This window comes from Roseivirga sp. AWQ4_251, assembly GCF_056158225.1.
The window spans coordinates 2724418-2739651 of record NZ_JBSWSW010000001.1 but is presented as its reverse complement, the minus strand read 5'-3'; the positions used below and the strand labels follow the sequence as shown (position 1 = coordinate 2739651).

Here is a 15234-nt window from a genome sequence, read left to right as displayed (position 1 = left end):
AAAGCAAGTGTTTTTAGTTGTTGTGTGTAAAAATCTGATATTCAGTAAGAAATGTTTAGGCTTTCATGCTCTGATGTGTAGTGTCTGATGATTTTCCACCTAAATGAGGACAGTTCAATAATTCTTGAGTACCTACAAAATCCACTGGCACTTTATCGTAATTATAAATTTGACGTAGGGTAGTGGTGTAATTGTTATCGCCCATGCTCATATCGACATCGCCCATCGTCATTTGGCAAGGGTGTTCGTAACCACAAGCGTGTGTGATTTCCAAAATTTCCTTTCTCAAGGTTTTTACGTAATTGTAGAATCGCTCTGATTTCAAGGTTGGATCAATGCCCGCTTGTAACCATTTGCTTTGGGTGGCAACTCCAGCAGGACAGGTATTTGTATGGCAAGATTGTGCTTGAATACATCCGATTGAAAGCATAGCTTCTCTGGCTACATTGATTAGGTCGGCTCCCAAACTAAAAGCCATAAGCGTGCTTGATGGGAAACCAAGTTTGCCTGAAGCAATAAATACAACGCGATCGGTAAGATTTTTTCTTTTGAAGATTTGATAAACCTGAGAGAAAGCAAAAACGAAGGGCAAAGAAACATGATTGGCGAAGGCTGGGGGAGCAGCTCCTGTGCCTCCTTCTCCTCCATCTATGGTGATAAAGTCTGGCCCAACGTTGCGTTCAAGCATCAAATCTGTCAGTTCTTCCCACATATCGAGTTTACCCACCGCAGATTTAATTCCAACAGGAAGGCCAGTGTTTTTCGCAATGTTCTCTACAAAATCAAGCAATTCAGGAATATTGGTGAAGGCCGTGTGACTGGCAGGAGAAATTACATCTTTGCCCATAGGTAGATGCCTGATTTCAGCAATTTCCTTAGTGATTTTAGAAGCAGGTAAAACGCCTCCTTTGCCCGGCTTGGCGCCTTGTGAAAGCTTGACTTCAATACCTCGAATGTAATCATGCGTCTCCACCAATTTTACGAGTTTTTCCAGATTGAAATTACCTGCTTCATCGCGAATCCCGAAATATCCAGTTCCGAATTGAAACATAATGTCGGCACCATTCTGATGATAGGAGGAGAGAGAGCCCTCGCCAGTATTGTGATAACAACCTGCCTTTTTTGCTCCTTTATTTAGTGACTCAATGGCTTTTGCCGAAAGCGAACCAAAGCTCATAGCTGAAATATTCACTATTGATTTTGGCCTAAACGGACGCTTTCTTTTGTTGTATTCACCCATCAATTTGGCGCAAGGAATTAAGTCGTAGTGCTCCGTGTTTGGGTGCGATTTCTTCGGGCTGTAGGGCAGCATGGTTGGGTTAATGAAAATAAAGCCAGGCGAATATTGATCCTGGTCGGTTCCAAAACCTTGGTAGTTGTTTTCTTTTTTGGAAGAAGCGTAAACCCATGACCTTTGACTGCGATTAAAAGGTAATTCTTCTCTATTGTTGGCTACAATATATTGGCGCAATTCAGGGCCAATTTTTTCCAGCATATAACGGATATGCCCAACAATTGGGAAATTGTGGCTGATGGTGTGTTTCCGCTGAATAATGTCGCGAAGGAAAACGATGAATAAAAAGAAAAGCACCCAGCCCCACCATGGAACTGCGGAAAGGAAAGCAAGTACGGAATCCATTTGAATTGTAGTTTTTGTCAAATTAGAAGTTCTAGGTTGCCATGAAAAGAAGAGGCAACAATTTTTATTTGAAGCAGCGTAGAACTTTCTGAAAAATCCCGAATTGGTTGATGTGAGACCCGAAATTAAAAGTTCTGTTTAAATGACTTTTTGTGCCAATAATTGTTTGAATAAATCTCAAATCAACTTCTTGGCAAAACAAAGGCTATTTGGGCTGTTTGCATATTGGCCGTATTTTTCGGTTTGTAGGTAGCCACTTCGCGTGTACAATGCTACGGCTTCAACTTGTTTGGTCCCTGTTTCCAACACACATTGGGTGTGGCCAAGTTCAGTTGCCCATTTTTCTAGTTCTTCCAGAATTTCAGTAGCTATTCTTTTACCTCTTACAGAGGGCGAAACATACATGCGTTTCACTTCCATCGTATTTTCACTGAAGGCTTTGATGGCTCCACAGCCTACTGGTAGTTCATCTAAATAGGCGACAATCACATTTTTGATCTGATCGATTTTATTGAACTGAGCAAAGAAATCATTCTCATCACCATTATGAATAGCAAGTTCGGCATCTAGAAATTTCACCAGCGCAATAAAGTCTGGATCCGAGGAGTTTGTTCGTTTTAGGGTAAGCATTAGCGCAGCAATATTCACTAAAGCTAATTCGAAAAATTAAAAGGTGAATGCCTTTTGAGGTTTTAATCAAAGAAGGATTTTCAATACCCTTGTTCCTTCATCAGTTGCCTGCCTTTTTCTGTGGTGATGGCATTCATGTAAAGCTTAAGTGCTTCGTGGTGATATTCTTGCTTGGTTAAGGCTTCCGTGTCGATGTATGGAGAACTGTCGTAAGACATGATAAGCTGGAAGTACATTTTCGCATACAGCTTGGCGTCAAAATCTTCTCGGTAGTAGCCTTGCTTTCTGCCTCTGTCGATGTTCTGCGTTACAATTTCCGCGAACTTTTCAGAGAAGGTTAGCATGTGTTTGCTGAACAGATCTGGGTAGTATTTGATCAGCTGCTTCAGCATAATGGAATTGTTTGTGGAGGCAATTCGCTCAATGTCTTCGTCTCTGGCGAACATACGTATGACAGCATTGTCAATTTTGTCATCCAAATCTTTGATGACCTGGAGCACTTTGTTGGTTGAATGCAAAAGCACATCTTCCAACAGTTCATCTTTGTTTTTGTATTTCTGGTAAAGGGTCTTTTTAGAAACACCAAACTCTCTGGCCAAATCGTCCATGGTAACGGTTTTGGCTCCGTTTTCTATAAAAATCTGAGTTGCTTTTTCAATAAAAGCCTTGTCCTTTTCCATTTCGAATAAGATGAACAAGGGAAACCAAGTTTTTGAGGATTGGTTTCCCTTGTTCGCTATTTGTTAAAATTCAATTTCACTTTCAGGATGGTTGTGCTCATAGTCAGCCACCATCAACTCGTTATAGTCAACATCTTTGTGTTTAGAGAATTTCTCTTCCAAACGTACTACAATCATGTAAACTACAGGAACGATCACCAAAGTAAGGAATAGTGACGAAAGCAGACCACCAATAATTACAATGGCTAAGCCATTATTCATTTCAGCGGCAGCACCGGAAGCCAATGCAATCGGCAACATACCAATGACCATGGCAATGGTGGTCATCAGAATCGGACGCAGACGAGCATGGTTGGCCTGAATCAAGGCATCTTTGATCTTCTCGCCTTGCTTCATTCTATGGTTGGCAAAATCTACCAACAGGATGGCGTTTTTAGCCACCAGACCAATTAGCATAATGATACCGAGGATGGTAAAGATGTTCAAGCTTTGGTTGGTAAGTGCCAATGCCCAAAGTGCTCCGATGAATGAAAGCGGAATGGAAAATAGTACGATAAACGGCTTCACAAAGTCATCATAAAGCACCACCATAATCATGTACACCAACATAATAGCGGCCAAAAGGGCAATACCCAGGGTTCCGAAACCATCGCTTTGGTTTTCCATATCTCCACCCCAGGTCCAGTCTACACCTTTAGGTTTTTCAAGCTCATTCAATTTTGCCTCCCATTCTGCAGCTACAGCTCCTACTGTTTTACCAACAGTTTGGCCTTTAACAGCCACCGATGGCGCTCTGTTGTATCGCTCCAGCAAAGACGGACCTGAACCATAATTAATATCCGCAAACTGTGATAGCTTGATCTTTTTCCCATCACTATTGATGAAGTTAATGTTCTCAACATCTTCAATGCTGGTACGGTATGCTTCATCGAGAATGATATTAATGTCATACTCATTGTTACCGGTTCTGTACTTATTATCGGTATTTCCACTGAAAGCAGTTCTCAGGGTCTGACCTACAGTAGCCACATTCAGACCCAACATGGCCATTCTGTCTCTGTCTACCGAAACCGAAATCTCCGGATTTCCATCTTCTACACTCAGTTCAATTTCTGTTGCGCCATCAATAGATCTCAGTAGTTCTTCCGCCTTTCTTGCATAAGCCATCGCTACTTCCATACTGGCTCCGGTAATATTCATCTGAAGAGGGGCTTCTTCGGCACCAATCAAACCTACCGGAACAGTTTTCACTTTGGCATCTACCAATTCCTGCTCCAGCTGGCGCTTCAATTTTGCAGCATAAACGTTGGTTTTGTCCTCTCTCAAAGACTTATCAACGAGAGTAACACTAATCTCCGATTTGTAATTGGTCGATTGTGCTGCTCCCATGCCTCCACTGGCCTGACCAACGGTTGTGATCAGCCTTTCCACCTCAGGCAAAGTCTGCAAATAGCTTTCAGCCTTTTGAGTGATGAAGTTCATTTCTTCAATAGACGCGTCTTTGTTGATTTCCAACTGCACCAGAAATTCACCTCTGTCTGTTCCTGGGAAAAAGTCTGTCCCTATATAGCCCGCACCAATCAGAAAGAATGAACTGATAAACAGAATACCGGCCAATAAGAGCGTAAGTATTTTATGATTCAAAGACCATTTTAAGATGACAGTGATTTGATTGGTGAACCAGGTCAAACCTTCTTCAAACTTGTGAATGACTTTGCCGAGAAGAGACTTCTCGCTGATTAATTCAAGTTTTCCGTATCTCGAGAACAACCATGGCACTACGGTAAAGGATACCAACAATGATAGCATGGTGGCAATGATTACCGTTACACAGAACTGGCTAATGATATCTGAAACCAGACCAGAGCTCATGGCAATTGGAAGGAATACTACCACAATTACAAGGGTAATGGCGGTTACTGTAAAACCAATTTCCTTGGCTCCATCATAGGCAGCACGCACCTTGTTTTTGCCCATTTCCATATGTCTGTGAATGTTCTCGATCACCACAATGGCGTCATCTACCAGAATACCCACCACAAGCGAAAGTGCCAGCAAGCTCATCAGGTTAAGGCTGTAACCGGCAATCATCATTCCTATGAAAGTAGCGATCAATGAGGTTGGAATGGAAACCATTACAATCACTGCATTTCTGATACTGTGAAGGAAGAACAGCATTACAAAAGCCACCAGACCAATGGCTATAAACAAATCGTGGATTACCGAGTTTGCCGCCTCCAGGGTAAACACAGAGGTATCATTGGCAATAGTAAGTTTTACACCTTGTTCTGCATATTGCTGCTCAATGGCGGCCATTTCTTCCTGAACTAACTCACTTACCGTTACCGCATTGGCATCGGTTTGCTTTTGCACTTGCAACAAAATGGTGTTTTCACGATTGATTCTGGCAATTTTATCGGTCTCCTTCTGAGTATCCTGAACCTCGGCAACATCAGTAAGGCGAATGTTTTTTCCGTCTTTAGAAGAGATCACCAATTCTCTCAATTCATCTACCGAATTAATTTTTCCTGAAAGACGAATGAGTGTTGTATTCTCTCTGGTTTTGAGATTTCCTGTCGGGAAGTCGAGGTTGGAAGCTGAAATGACCTGCTGAACCTGAGCGATAGTGAGACCATAGCCTTCTAGCTTGTTCTGATCGATATTGACACGGATCTCTCTCTCCTGACCACCTACAATATTCACCTGAGCCACACCGGGAATTCTGGAAAAGTCAGGCTGAATTTTCTGATCGATCAGATCATACAATTCGCTCTCAGAAAGATCGGCTGTTACCCCCAAACTCACCACCGGCAAGTCGGACAATGAGAACTGCGAAAGTGAAGGCTCTTCAATGTCTTCCGGCAATTCAGAACGGATGGCATTGATTTTTCGCTGCGCATCGTTCAGGGCATAATCTACATCCGCTTCGTTATTAAACTGAATGATTACGGTAGACAAACTCTCGTAAGATTTGGTCTCAATCTTCTTGATATTCTCAAGCGAGGAAACCGCATCTTCAATCTTTCTGGAAACTGTATTTTCTACCTCTGCAGGTGAAGCTCCGGGATAAACAGTAGCAACTGTTACCACTTTTACTTCGAATTTCGGGATCAGCTCATAGCTGAGCTGACTATAGCTGAACAGGCCACCAATGATGAGCAGTGCGAGTAGCACGATCACCAAACTTGGCCGTTTTATAGATACTTCTGCTATTTTCATTTCGGCACTATTATTTGATGATTCTCACTTTCGCCTCGTCAGTCAGGTTAATCTGACCGCTGGTTACCACCTGATCTCCTGCATTCAAACCGGAAACCACTTCAACCTTATCTCCATAATTCACACCGGCTTTGATCTTGGTTAACTGAGCCACACCGCTTTTCACTACGAATACCTCATTGTTACTCACACTACCCACAAAGGCAGATCTCGGAATAGTAAGCCTCTCCTTGCTATCTGCCGAAGCAAATTTTGCTGAAGCATACATGCCGGCTCTTAGTTGGCCTTCGCTATTATCTACAGTGATTTCTACCGGGAATTTCAGAGCTCCATTAGATGATGGCGCTATAAAACTGATGGTTCCTGTAAGCTCTTCGTTGGTGGCTCTTGGCACAATAGTTACTTGCTGACCTACCGCTAATCTGCTCACTAAAACCTCGTCTACTTCCACCTTTAGTTTGAGAGAGGAGATGTCGACCACTTCAACAATTGGAGCACCAGGGTTCACAACCGCACCTAATTCAACCTTCTTTTCATTCACAACTCCACTAACCTTTGTGATAACCCTGGTGTCTCCTGAGTTCAACTTAGCCAACTCATACTGAGCCTTGGCATTTTCAACCTGAAGCTTCGCCTGATCTAACTGGGCAGTTGTTATTCCACCCGTTTTGTGCGCTGCTTCATATCTTTCTAAAGTGAGTATGGCATTGTCCAGATTCGCTTTGGCATTGCTCACGTTGATATCCAACTTATCCTGAGCAATTTGTGCTATCACCTGACCGGCCTTCACTACACTTCCTTCTTTCACTTTTAGTTCAATCAACTGACCTCCAACTTCAGCAGAAATCTCTGCCTTGGTTTTGGGAATGAATGATCCGTTTACGCTGAATCCTTCGCTGATTTCTTCGTTTTTCACCGAAGCAACTCTCACCGCTACTTCGCTATTGGTTTGGGCAACTATGGCTACCTCTTCTTCATTTTTCTCTTTATTAGACTGAAGTATGAAGTAGAATGCGGTGGCAACAGCCCCCAGGATGATTATCGTTATGATTGTCTTTTTCATTGTCTTATTTGTTTTCATACAGAGTTCTAAGAGAGCCCTCAGATTTCAGTAGTTCTATTTCTGCTAGTTTATAATCCAGTTTGGCATTGGTGAGATTGTCTTTGGCATCGGAAAGGTCCCTTTCTGCATCGAGCAAATCGTTGAGCGTTGCCAGTCCGAGGCTATAGTTATTTTGAGTATCAGACAGAACCGACTGGGCCAGTCCCACATTCGTTTCCTGATTTTCAATGGTAATCAAGCTGTTTTCCAATTGGGCTTGCGCATTGTTGTAAGCCAACTGCAAACCGAGTTTGGTATCTCTTAAATCTGCTTCAGCTTTGGCAATGTCAATCTGCGCCTTGCCGACTCTGGATTTAGTGGCAAAACCATTGAAAATTGGAATTCGGATATTCAAACCGATAGAAGAAAGATCTGACCAATACACTCCATTGCTCTCGCCATTCCACCAAGGCATTTTCTGACCCTGACCTAACCAGCCATAGCTGGCAGAAAGTGAAGCGGTTGGATAAAACTCTGCTTGAGTAGCCTTCTTTTGCCACTCTAAAAGTTCTAGCTGTTTGTTCATCAACTTCACTTCAGTGCGTTGAGATAAAAAGTCAGCGTTTTTAGAAAATAAAGCAGAGGGTTCGAAAGTCTCCTGAGGCAGAGAAATCGGCTGATCGATTGGCATACCGATCATGAACTTCAGTGCGTTTTGCGTTTGATGAACTGCATTCAAGACTTGCTGCCTGTTCGATTTGGCATTGTTCAGCGCCACCTGACTTCTGTCGTAATCGATCTTCTTAGCCAGACCCAACTCATAAAGCCCTTTGATGATTCCAACGGTCTGCTCAGTAAGCGTTAGGTTGCTCTCAAGATTCTCAAGGCTTTGTTGTGCCTGATATACCTGATAATAAGCGGTAGCCACTTTTTCGATGACCTGCTCTTCTGTGAGTTGGGCATTGATCAGATAGAATTCACGAGTTGACCTTGCGGCTTTTAAGCCTGTGAAAACGGCCTGATTAAAAATGGTTTGGCTCACCTGAGCAGTAAAAGTGGAAGTCCATTTCTGGCCGAAAGCCACCTTTACATTCGTTCCGGGTTGACCAAAAATTTCGCCCGGTAATACGTTTTCCTGCAAAAGCGGATTGTAATTGGTGTTTCCACTTATGGACAGGCTCGGAAGCGCACTTGCCTTAGTTTCGGCAATTTCCAACTCACCTTTTTGCATATCGAGGCGAGCTTTTTCTGCATCAGCCTTATGCTCTAGTGCATAATTGATGGCGTCTGCAAGAGTCAGCTGCTGAGCTTCTTGTGCCAGTAGTGGACTGCTTCCAATCAGAAAAATCAATATCAGTTTTTTCATTCTTTGTTGCTGTTGTTTTAAATCTTTCTTCCTCTATTCTGGAATTTCCATACAAAAGAATTGAATGGAAACTAAAAAACCAAAATAGTTTCCAAGTTTTTACGCAAACGAATTATTGAGGTTTCAGAAACTATTAAAGCGATCGGAAGTAAATCATTTTAGTGATCAAGCTTTTGGAAAGTTTAGGTGGATGTGGGGGTGTTTTGGTGTTGAACTTTCCAAAAGGTGTTAGAGATTTAGAGAAGAATGCTCAGAGATGTGAATTCGAGTGCTTTATAGCAACTTTTGCTTGTTGCCCCGAAATGCAAGGTGTAAAAAGGAAGCTGTTTTGAAACCAAACTTTTGGAAAGTTTAGGTGTAAGGGAGTGTATTTTGTTGTTGAACTTTCCAAAAGGTCTTGGCGATTCTCAGAGAAGATTTTCATAGTTGTGAATTCGGGTTTTTTGGTGAGGTTCTTTTTACTCCTTAAATATAAGTGGTAAAAGAGAAACCGTTTTGAAATCAAGCTTTTGGAAAGTTTAGGTGGATGAGGATTGTGTTTTGTTGCTGAACTTTCCAAAAGGTCTTGGAGATTCTCAGAGAAGATTTTCATAGTTGTGAATTCGGGTTTTTTGGTGAGGTTCTTTTTACTCCTTAAATATAAGTGGTAAAAGAGAAACCGTTTTGAAATCAAACTTTTGGAAAGTTTGGGTGGATGGAGGTTGTAATTTGATGTTGAACTTTCCAAAAGGTGTTAGAGATTTAAAGAAGAGTTTTTAGAGTTGTGAATTCGGGTGTTTTGGTAAGGTTCTTTTTTGCCCGAAATGTAAGATGTAAAAAGGAAGCTGTTTTGAAATCAAGCTTTTGGAAAGTTTAGGTGGAAGGGATTGTGTTTTGTTGCTGAACTTTCCAAAGGGTTTTTATGAAGAAGTGGGCTAGGATGGAAGCTGTTTTTTGAGCAAATTGAAATGAAGTCATCAATTCCGAAGCAACATATATGAGTCAATTAATCATCCATTCAGACCCTGCAGTAGAGGCGGTTTTTGATAACTATCCCGAAGAGGTAAAACCGAAGATCGAGGCTCTTCAGCAACTGATTATAGAGGTAGCGAAAGAAACGGAGAGCGTTCAACAACTGGAAGAAACCCTGAAATGGGGAGAACCGAGCTACATCACTAAAATTGGCAGCACATTGCGCATTGACTGGAAGGCCAAAGCTCCCGGTCAATATGCCATGTATTTTAAATGTACCAGCAAGTTAGTGCCTTCTTTCAAAGAAAAGTTCGGTGACTTATTTGAATACGAAAACACCCGCGCAATTGTCTTTAAAATGGATGATCGGGTTCCGGAGGCCGAATTAAAACTATGCATTAAAGCAGCTTTGACCTATCATAAAGTGAAGAATTTAGAGGGGTTGGGGATGTGAACTAGTTACAGTTTTATACCTACATAGTAAATGCTGCATATGACACTATAGCTAGAAAGAAAGTTAGCACTACTGCATGACCTATTAAACCTATTATTGTTTTAGGCTTTTTAGTTCTTTTCAATTCAGGCATACCGACAATTAATCCTGCAATACTAATTCCAAAAGCCAAAGTAAGAGTTAAGGCCAGTGGGGATTTATTGTCGCCAAGCCCCATAGCTGTCCAGAATGTAGCTACTAAGAATGTAAGAGTTACAAGTGTCCCACTTAACAAAAAAAGATTGAAAGTACTTTTCATAATTGCATGATGTATAGTCAGGAATGTACTGAAGAATCTACTGAAATGCTAGTGAGTCAACCGTTACTTCTTCCTGCCTCTATCCCAACAGTGGAGAATACTTAACTTTCAACTTTGAACCATAGACATTGAACTTAAAAATCACTTCTCCAGCGACTGACGTTCCATAAAAATCTCTTCCAAAACCACAGTCTAGATCTATTACCAGAGCCATTCTGTGGTTGTGAGCTGAAGACATACCCTTTTCTAAAGGAACATTTATTGATGTGATAGGAGGGATAGTAACATTGGAATTTCTATTCAAGTTTATGTAGTCGAGCTTTTGATTGCCGGCCTTAGATTGACTAGAGAGATTGAGATTTATTCATTCTTTGAATCTCTTTTGTTGAACCATTTTGAATTCTCAGTGTTCAAATGTTAAATATATATCGTAAACGATTTAATCGCAAAGTATAAAATATGAATCAGAGCATTTCAACTAACATAGCCCAAAAGGTTTTCAGAATTGTTTTGGGAAGTTTTATGGTGATGGCCGCTATAGGTCATCTTACTTTTCAACGTGGCGAATTTCAAGCACAAGTGCCTGATTGGGTTCCTTTGGGAAAGGATTTGGTAGTTATACTTTCAGGAGTGGTGGAATTTGCCTTAGGCATCAGTATGGTATTTTGGAAAAGGCAAAGAGTTAATGTGGGTATTGCTTTGGCCGTTTTTTATGTTCTGATTTTTCCAGGAAACATCGCTCAATACTTAAATGGAACTGATGATTTGGCCTCGATACTGACCGAAAAAGATTGATTCGTCTGTTTTTTCAGCCCGTGCTTATTCTTTGGGCTTTATGGTCTACTGGCGCTTTGAAACACTTGATTTTAAGATACAGAAATAGATAAAATAATGTCAGATCAAACATTTTACACTTTAGAAGCTGCCAATTTGCAAGGTAAATCGGTGGGTATGAACCAGTATAAAGGTAAGCTGGTAATGGTGGTGAATACAGCCAGCAAATGTGGGCTTACTCCTCAATATGAGGGATTAGAGGCCCTTTACAAGAAGTATAAGAATGATGGGCTTGAAATATTGGGCTTTCCATGTAATCAATTTGCAGGTCAGGAACCCGGTAATTCTGAAGATATTCAAGAATTCTGTCAGGTGAATTATGGCGTCAGTTTTCCGATGTTCTCTAAAGTTAATGTGAATGGAAAAGACACGCATCCTGTCTTTAAATATCTGAAATCGAAGCTGAGTGGAATTTTGGGTAGCCGAATCAAGTGGAATTTTACCAAATTTCTAATTGATCAAGATGGAAAACCAGTGAAGCGATTTGCGCCTACCACTAAGCCTGAAGATATTGAACCTACGATCAAAAAACTGCTGAAGCATGACGCCTGATGAAAGCCTTTTTTTGGAGAATCAGCTTTGTTTTCCCTTGTATGCCACTAGCCGATTGACGACACAATTATATGGGCCTCTACTTAAGGATTTGGATATCACCTATCCTCAGTATTTGGTTTTGCTTGTGCTTTGGAAGAACGACCAATTGACGGTGAGCGAAATCAGCAGGGCTTTGTATTTGGAGTCGAATACACTGACACCGCTTCTTAAGCGAATGGAACAAAAACAGCTAGTGAAACGACAAAGGTCACAAACTGATGAACGAAGCGTCATGGTTTCACTTACAGAAGAAGGTGTAAAACTGAAAGAGAAAGCAGTCTGTATTCCTGAGAAAATTGTTGAGGGTTTCAGTGGAGGAGATTTGACTTTAGAAGAAGTAATGAGTTTTAAATCTACACTTATGAAAATCCTAAGTGCGCTAGATCAAAAACAGACCGTAGAAGGATAGGGGACTTCCTATCCTTTTATCTCGGTTAGAAAACTTAATTTTTTCCAAACCAATCAGAACACCCCGTAATTCTACTGAATTACGGGTTTAGTTTTAATGTCCATTACTTGAATGCTAATGATGGAAATAACACAGTAAGAAGCGAAATAGTAGAACCCTTCGAACAGTTCGGCACGAATGCTCTCGTTTTCTCCAGTCGCTAAAAATGCCAGAAGCACACCTACCACAAATACATCGGCCATGGACCATTTTCCAATCAGGCCAACGAATTTATAAAGTGAACCGCGTATCGATAGGTTTTTGAAAGCCAGTACAATCATGAGGATTACGGCTTTTAAAATCGGCACCATCACTGAGAAGATTAGAATCAGCCAAGCAACCAAGTCATTATTAGTTTCGAATAGCGACTGAATACTTTCAATCACGCTTTGGGTTCTATCGAAAAGGGAAAATTCGCCCATCATCGGCATTTTAGCCCCAATGTGAATCAAAATAATGGGTTTGGTTAAGCCAGGATAAAGGCAGGCAAGTGAAACAAGAATGAGTATAAATGCGAGAATATTCCTTTTGTTCATAATGATGTGCTAATATGACTTAGACGAACTGACTTTATAAATGTATACATAAATGAAAAAGAGCCCTCATCTAAAGGCTCTTTTTCATTTCTTCTATGAGGTGTATTGTTTTTTAATAATTAAAATCTTGAAAAGAACAAGACAACTGTGCATCAGAACCAATTGGCGATCCATCAGGAGGAGTTAATGCACTTTCGGGTTTAACTTCTTGTGGATCGTCTAAGAATCTTTCGATTTTATATCCTAACTCCACTTGAAAAGCATTGTTCGATTTTGATAATTGAGCTTGTAAATCTCTTAAAGCATGCATTGCAACAGCTTGGGTAGATGCCGAAGCTTGAGAACTCATACTCAACTCCATCAATTGGCTGGCAAATCTGTCGCCTACCACATTTTGCAATTGATCTCTATAATCTGAGTATTGCGTGCCAAAGGCTTGAGCAGCAATTTGATCGATCATATCTTTCAATCCTAATTGTTGGCTATCCATGGCCTTTTGTTGAACTAAACGAGTAGCACGTTGAGGATTGAAAAGGAAATCCATGGTAACTCCTGCTACTGATTCTGCTGGGGAAACAGCATCGAAAAGCACACCTGTTCTTACTTTGAAAGTTTCTCGAGAGCGGCCATAACCAGGCGTTCTGGGTGGAATTAACTTTAAGATGTGCTCAGGGATTTCAAGATTTTCAGGCTTAACCACATTCAATAAAGCTTGAAGCGCAGCTTTTTGCTCCTCAGCCGGAACGGTTTTCTGTAAAGGCTGAGAATCGCCACGCAATTTGTAATTGTAGTAAGCTCCGCCCACCACTTTTGTTGCGGCTTCCAATTGGTATCTGTGCAGCATGTACATAGGTACCAATACTTCTTCCAAAGTTGTCATTGGGGCTCCCATAGGAATATTCTTTTCGCTGAAATTTTTCAGAACCATAGAACGAACAGTCATCAGTCTATTCAGTTCTTCTACCGCATTTTTGCCGCTATCCCAAAGGTGCGCGAATGGATGGGCACCACCTGCTGCTCTTGCATCTGAATCGGTAATGAAGTGCAGATTGTCACTCAAGTGCTTTTCGATAATAGCATCTAAGGCTTTATCTTCATCCGTTCCGCTAGGGAAATCCTGATAACCGTAAGTAATGGCTGCTTTATCCCACTCGCCAATGCCAACATCATAAGCATCTGAAAGGTCGATTTGCCCATTTTTGATATCTATTTGAGGGTGAGGGTAATCCATTACAGAAGCTCTACCATCGGCACTAGATGCATAGCTGTGAGCCAAACCCAATGTGTGACCTACTTCGTGAGCAGAAAGTTGTCTTAATCGGGCAATTGCCATTTTCATTAAGCGAGGATCAGGAGTAGTTCCGTTCTCGTAAGGTGTTAACAAACCTTGTGCAATCAAGAAGTCTTGACGAACACGCAAAGAACCGAGACTTACATGGCCTTTGATGATTTCACCGGTACGCGGATCGGTCACAGAAGAGCCGTAAGACCAACCACGTGTTGAACGGTGTACCCACTGAATTAAGTTATATCTAACATCCATAGGATCGGCATCAGCAGGCATTTCTTTAACGATAAATGCATTTTTATATCCAGCGGCTTCATACGCCTGATTCCACCAGCTAGCGCCTTCAATCAGGGCAGACTTTACAGGTTCTGGTGCTCCGCGATCTACATAATAAATGATCGGTTCTACGGGTTCGCTTACTTTTGCCTTAGGATTTTTCTTTTCTAACCTATGTCTTGAAATGAATCTTTTGTTGATGTCTTCTTGAATAGGCGTAGCATAATCGAGGTAAGTATTGCCGAAATAGCCAGCTCTAGGGTCAAATTTTCTAGGTTTGTAATTGCCGTCTGGCAATTCAATAAATGAATGGTGCATTCTTACAGTAACAGCGCTAGAACTTGGTGTTACGCTTCTTATAAAACCTCCGGATGCATTTCCTGTAAATGTAATGGTGGCTTCAAACTCAGAGTTTTTAGGGAAGTTCTTCAACATAGGCGTGTAAATGGCAGAACGGCTGGCATCCAATCTGAAATTGCCTTGGCGCGAACAACTCAAGGTATTTACAACTCCGTGTGCATCGGAAAGTAAGAGTGGTGTTAGGTCTACCAATACTTTTCCATCTTCTTCAGCTTCAACCTTAAAGCCTTCCAATACAGATTCTGCAAAGGCTTGTTTTACAGATTCTACTTCTTCTTGATTGTCAGAAACCGCTCTATATCTGTAGTTGGGCTGGACCATAAGCACTTTTGGGCCAACGCGTCTGAATTCTACAATTTGAGTGCCTCCCAATTGGCCGCGGTCAAGGCCAATATCGTTAGAGCCTACACCGGCTGGCAGAGAGTTTACATAAAGAAATTCTTGGTCGAACTTATCGATTTCGAGCCAAACCTTTCCCGTAGATTCATCCCAATAATAGTTGAAGTAGCCTTCCTTTTTGGTCATGTTTTTGGTGACGTCAGCAATGCTTTTTTGAGCCGACAATTGCACACAAACCATAGCAAAAAAGGCAAAGAGAATAGTCTTTTTAAGCATGATG

The 15234-nt window shown here is 41.4% G+C and carries 14 protein-coding genes; 4 read left to right on the top strand and 10 right to left on the bottom strand.

Going from position 1 to position 15234, the window contains the following annotated elements; all coding sequences use genetic code 11:
* Window positions 1–55: 55 nt before the first annotated feature.
* The 6 genes from ACXACJ_RS11905 to ACXACJ_RS11880 all read right to left on the bottom strand — a co-directional run bounded on the left by ACXACJ_RS11905 (window position 56) and on the right by ACXACJ_RS11880 (window position 8576).
* A complete protein-coding gene (locus ACXACJ_RS11905) occupies window positions 56–1639 on the bottom strand; it encodes an FMN-binding glutamate synthase family protein (RefSeq protein ID WP_475134595.1) in 1584 nt (527 codons plus the stop codon).
* Window positions 1640–1816: 177 nt separating this feature from the next.
* A complete protein-coding gene (locus ACXACJ_RS11900; protein ID WP_475134594.1) occupies window positions 1817–2287 on the bottom strand; it encodes a GNAT family N-acetyltransferase in 471 nt (156 codons plus the stop codon).
* Between the two features lie 62 nt (window positions 2288–2349).
* Entirely contained in the window at window positions 2350–2949 is a 600-nt protein-coding gene (locus tag ACXACJ_RS11895; protein WP_475134593.1) for a TetR/AcrR family transcriptional regulator, read from the bottom strand.
* 63 nt (window positions 2950–3012) lie between these two features.
* Window positions 3013–6168 carry an efflux RND transporter permease subunit gene (locus tag ACXACJ_RS11890; protein ID WP_475134591.1) on the bottom strand — a complete coding sequence of 1052 codons (3156 nt, stop codon included), beginning with the start codon at window positions 6166–6168 and terminating at the stop codon, window positions 3013–3015.
* A 10-nt stretch (window positions 6169–6178) separates the two neighbouring features.
* A complete protein-coding gene (locus ACXACJ_RS11885) occupies window positions 6179–7231 on the bottom strand; it encodes an efflux RND transporter periplasmic adaptor subunit (protein WP_475134590.1) in 1053 nt (350 codons plus the stop codon).
* A 4-nt stretch (window positions 7232–7235) separates the two neighbouring features.
* A complete protein-coding gene (locus ACXACJ_RS11880) occupies window positions 7236–8576 on the bottom strand; it encodes a TolC family protein (protein ID WP_475134588.1) in 1341 nt (446 codons plus the stop codon).
* 976 nt (window positions 8577–9552) lie between these two features.
* Here ACXACJ_RS11880 and ACXACJ_RS11875 point away from each other — a divergent pair.
* Window positions 9553–9981, top strand: a complete 429-nt coding sequence (locus ACXACJ_RS11875) for a DUF1801 domain-containing protein (protein WP_475134586.1) — start codon at window positions 9553–9555, stop codon at window positions 9979–9981.
* 19 nt (window positions 9982–10000) lie between these two features.
* Here the strand turns inward: ACXACJ_RS11875 and ACXACJ_RS11870 are convergent, their stop codons facing one another.
* Both ACXACJ_RS11870 and ACXACJ_RS11865 read right to left on the bottom strand, forming a co-directional pair.
* Window positions 10001–10279, bottom strand: a complete 279-nt coding sequence (locus tag ACXACJ_RS11870) for a hypothetical protein (protein ID WP_475134585.1) — start codon at window positions 10277–10279, stop codon at window positions 10001–10003.
* Between the two features lie 79 nt (window positions 10280–10358).
* Window positions 10359–10583 carry a hypothetical protein gene (locus ACXACJ_RS11865; protein WP_475134584.1) on the bottom strand — a complete coding sequence of 75 codons (225 nt, stop codon included), beginning with the start codon at window positions 10581–10583 and terminating at the stop codon, window positions 10359–10361.
* A gap of 155 nt (window positions 10584–10738) precedes the next feature.
* On the opposite strand from ACXACJ_RS11865, the gene ACXACJ_RS11860 reads away from it, so the two are divergent.
* From ACXACJ_RS11860 to ACXACJ_RS11850, 3 genes are all read left to right on the top strand, one after another.
* On the top strand, window positions 10739–11074 hold the full coding sequence (locus ACXACJ_RS11860; RefSeq protein ID WP_475134582.1) for a DoxX family protein: 336 nt from the start codon (window positions 10739–10741) through the stop codon (window positions 11072–11074).
* A gap of 96 nt (window positions 11075–11170) precedes the next feature.
* Window positions 11171–11665 (top strand): glutathione peroxidase, encoded by a 495-nt coding sequence (locus ACXACJ_RS11855; protein ID WP_475134581.1) that lies wholly within the window; start codon window positions 11171–11173, stop codon window positions 11663–11665.
* Window positions 11655–12116 carry a MarR family winged helix-turn-helix transcriptional regulator gene (locus tag ACXACJ_RS11850; RefSeq protein WP_475134580.1) on the top strand — a complete coding sequence of 154 codons (462 nt, stop codon included), beginning with the start codon at window positions 11655–11657 and terminating at the stop codon, window positions 12114–12116. The genes ACXACJ_RS11855 and ACXACJ_RS11850 overlap by 11 nt, the downstream gene beginning before the upstream one ends.
* A gap of 71 nt (window positions 12117–12187) precedes the next feature.
* Here the strand turns inward: ACXACJ_RS11850 and ACXACJ_RS11845 are convergent, their stop codons facing one another.
* Together ACXACJ_RS11845 and ACXACJ_RS11840 are read right to left on the bottom strand one after the other, a co-directional pair.
* Window positions 12188–12691, bottom strand: a complete 504-nt coding sequence (locus tag ACXACJ_RS11845; RefSeq protein ID WP_475134579.1) for a paraquat-inducible protein A — start codon at window positions 12689–12691, stop codon at window positions 12188–12190.
* A gap of 112 nt (window positions 12692–12803) precedes the next feature.
* Window positions 12804–15230 carry a zinc-dependent metalloprotease gene (locus ACXACJ_RS11840; protein WP_475134578.1) on the bottom strand — a complete coding sequence of 809 codons (2427 nt, stop codon included), beginning with the start codon at window positions 15228–15230 and terminating at the stop codon, window positions 12804–12806.
* Window positions 15231–15234 lie beyond the last annotated feature (4 nt).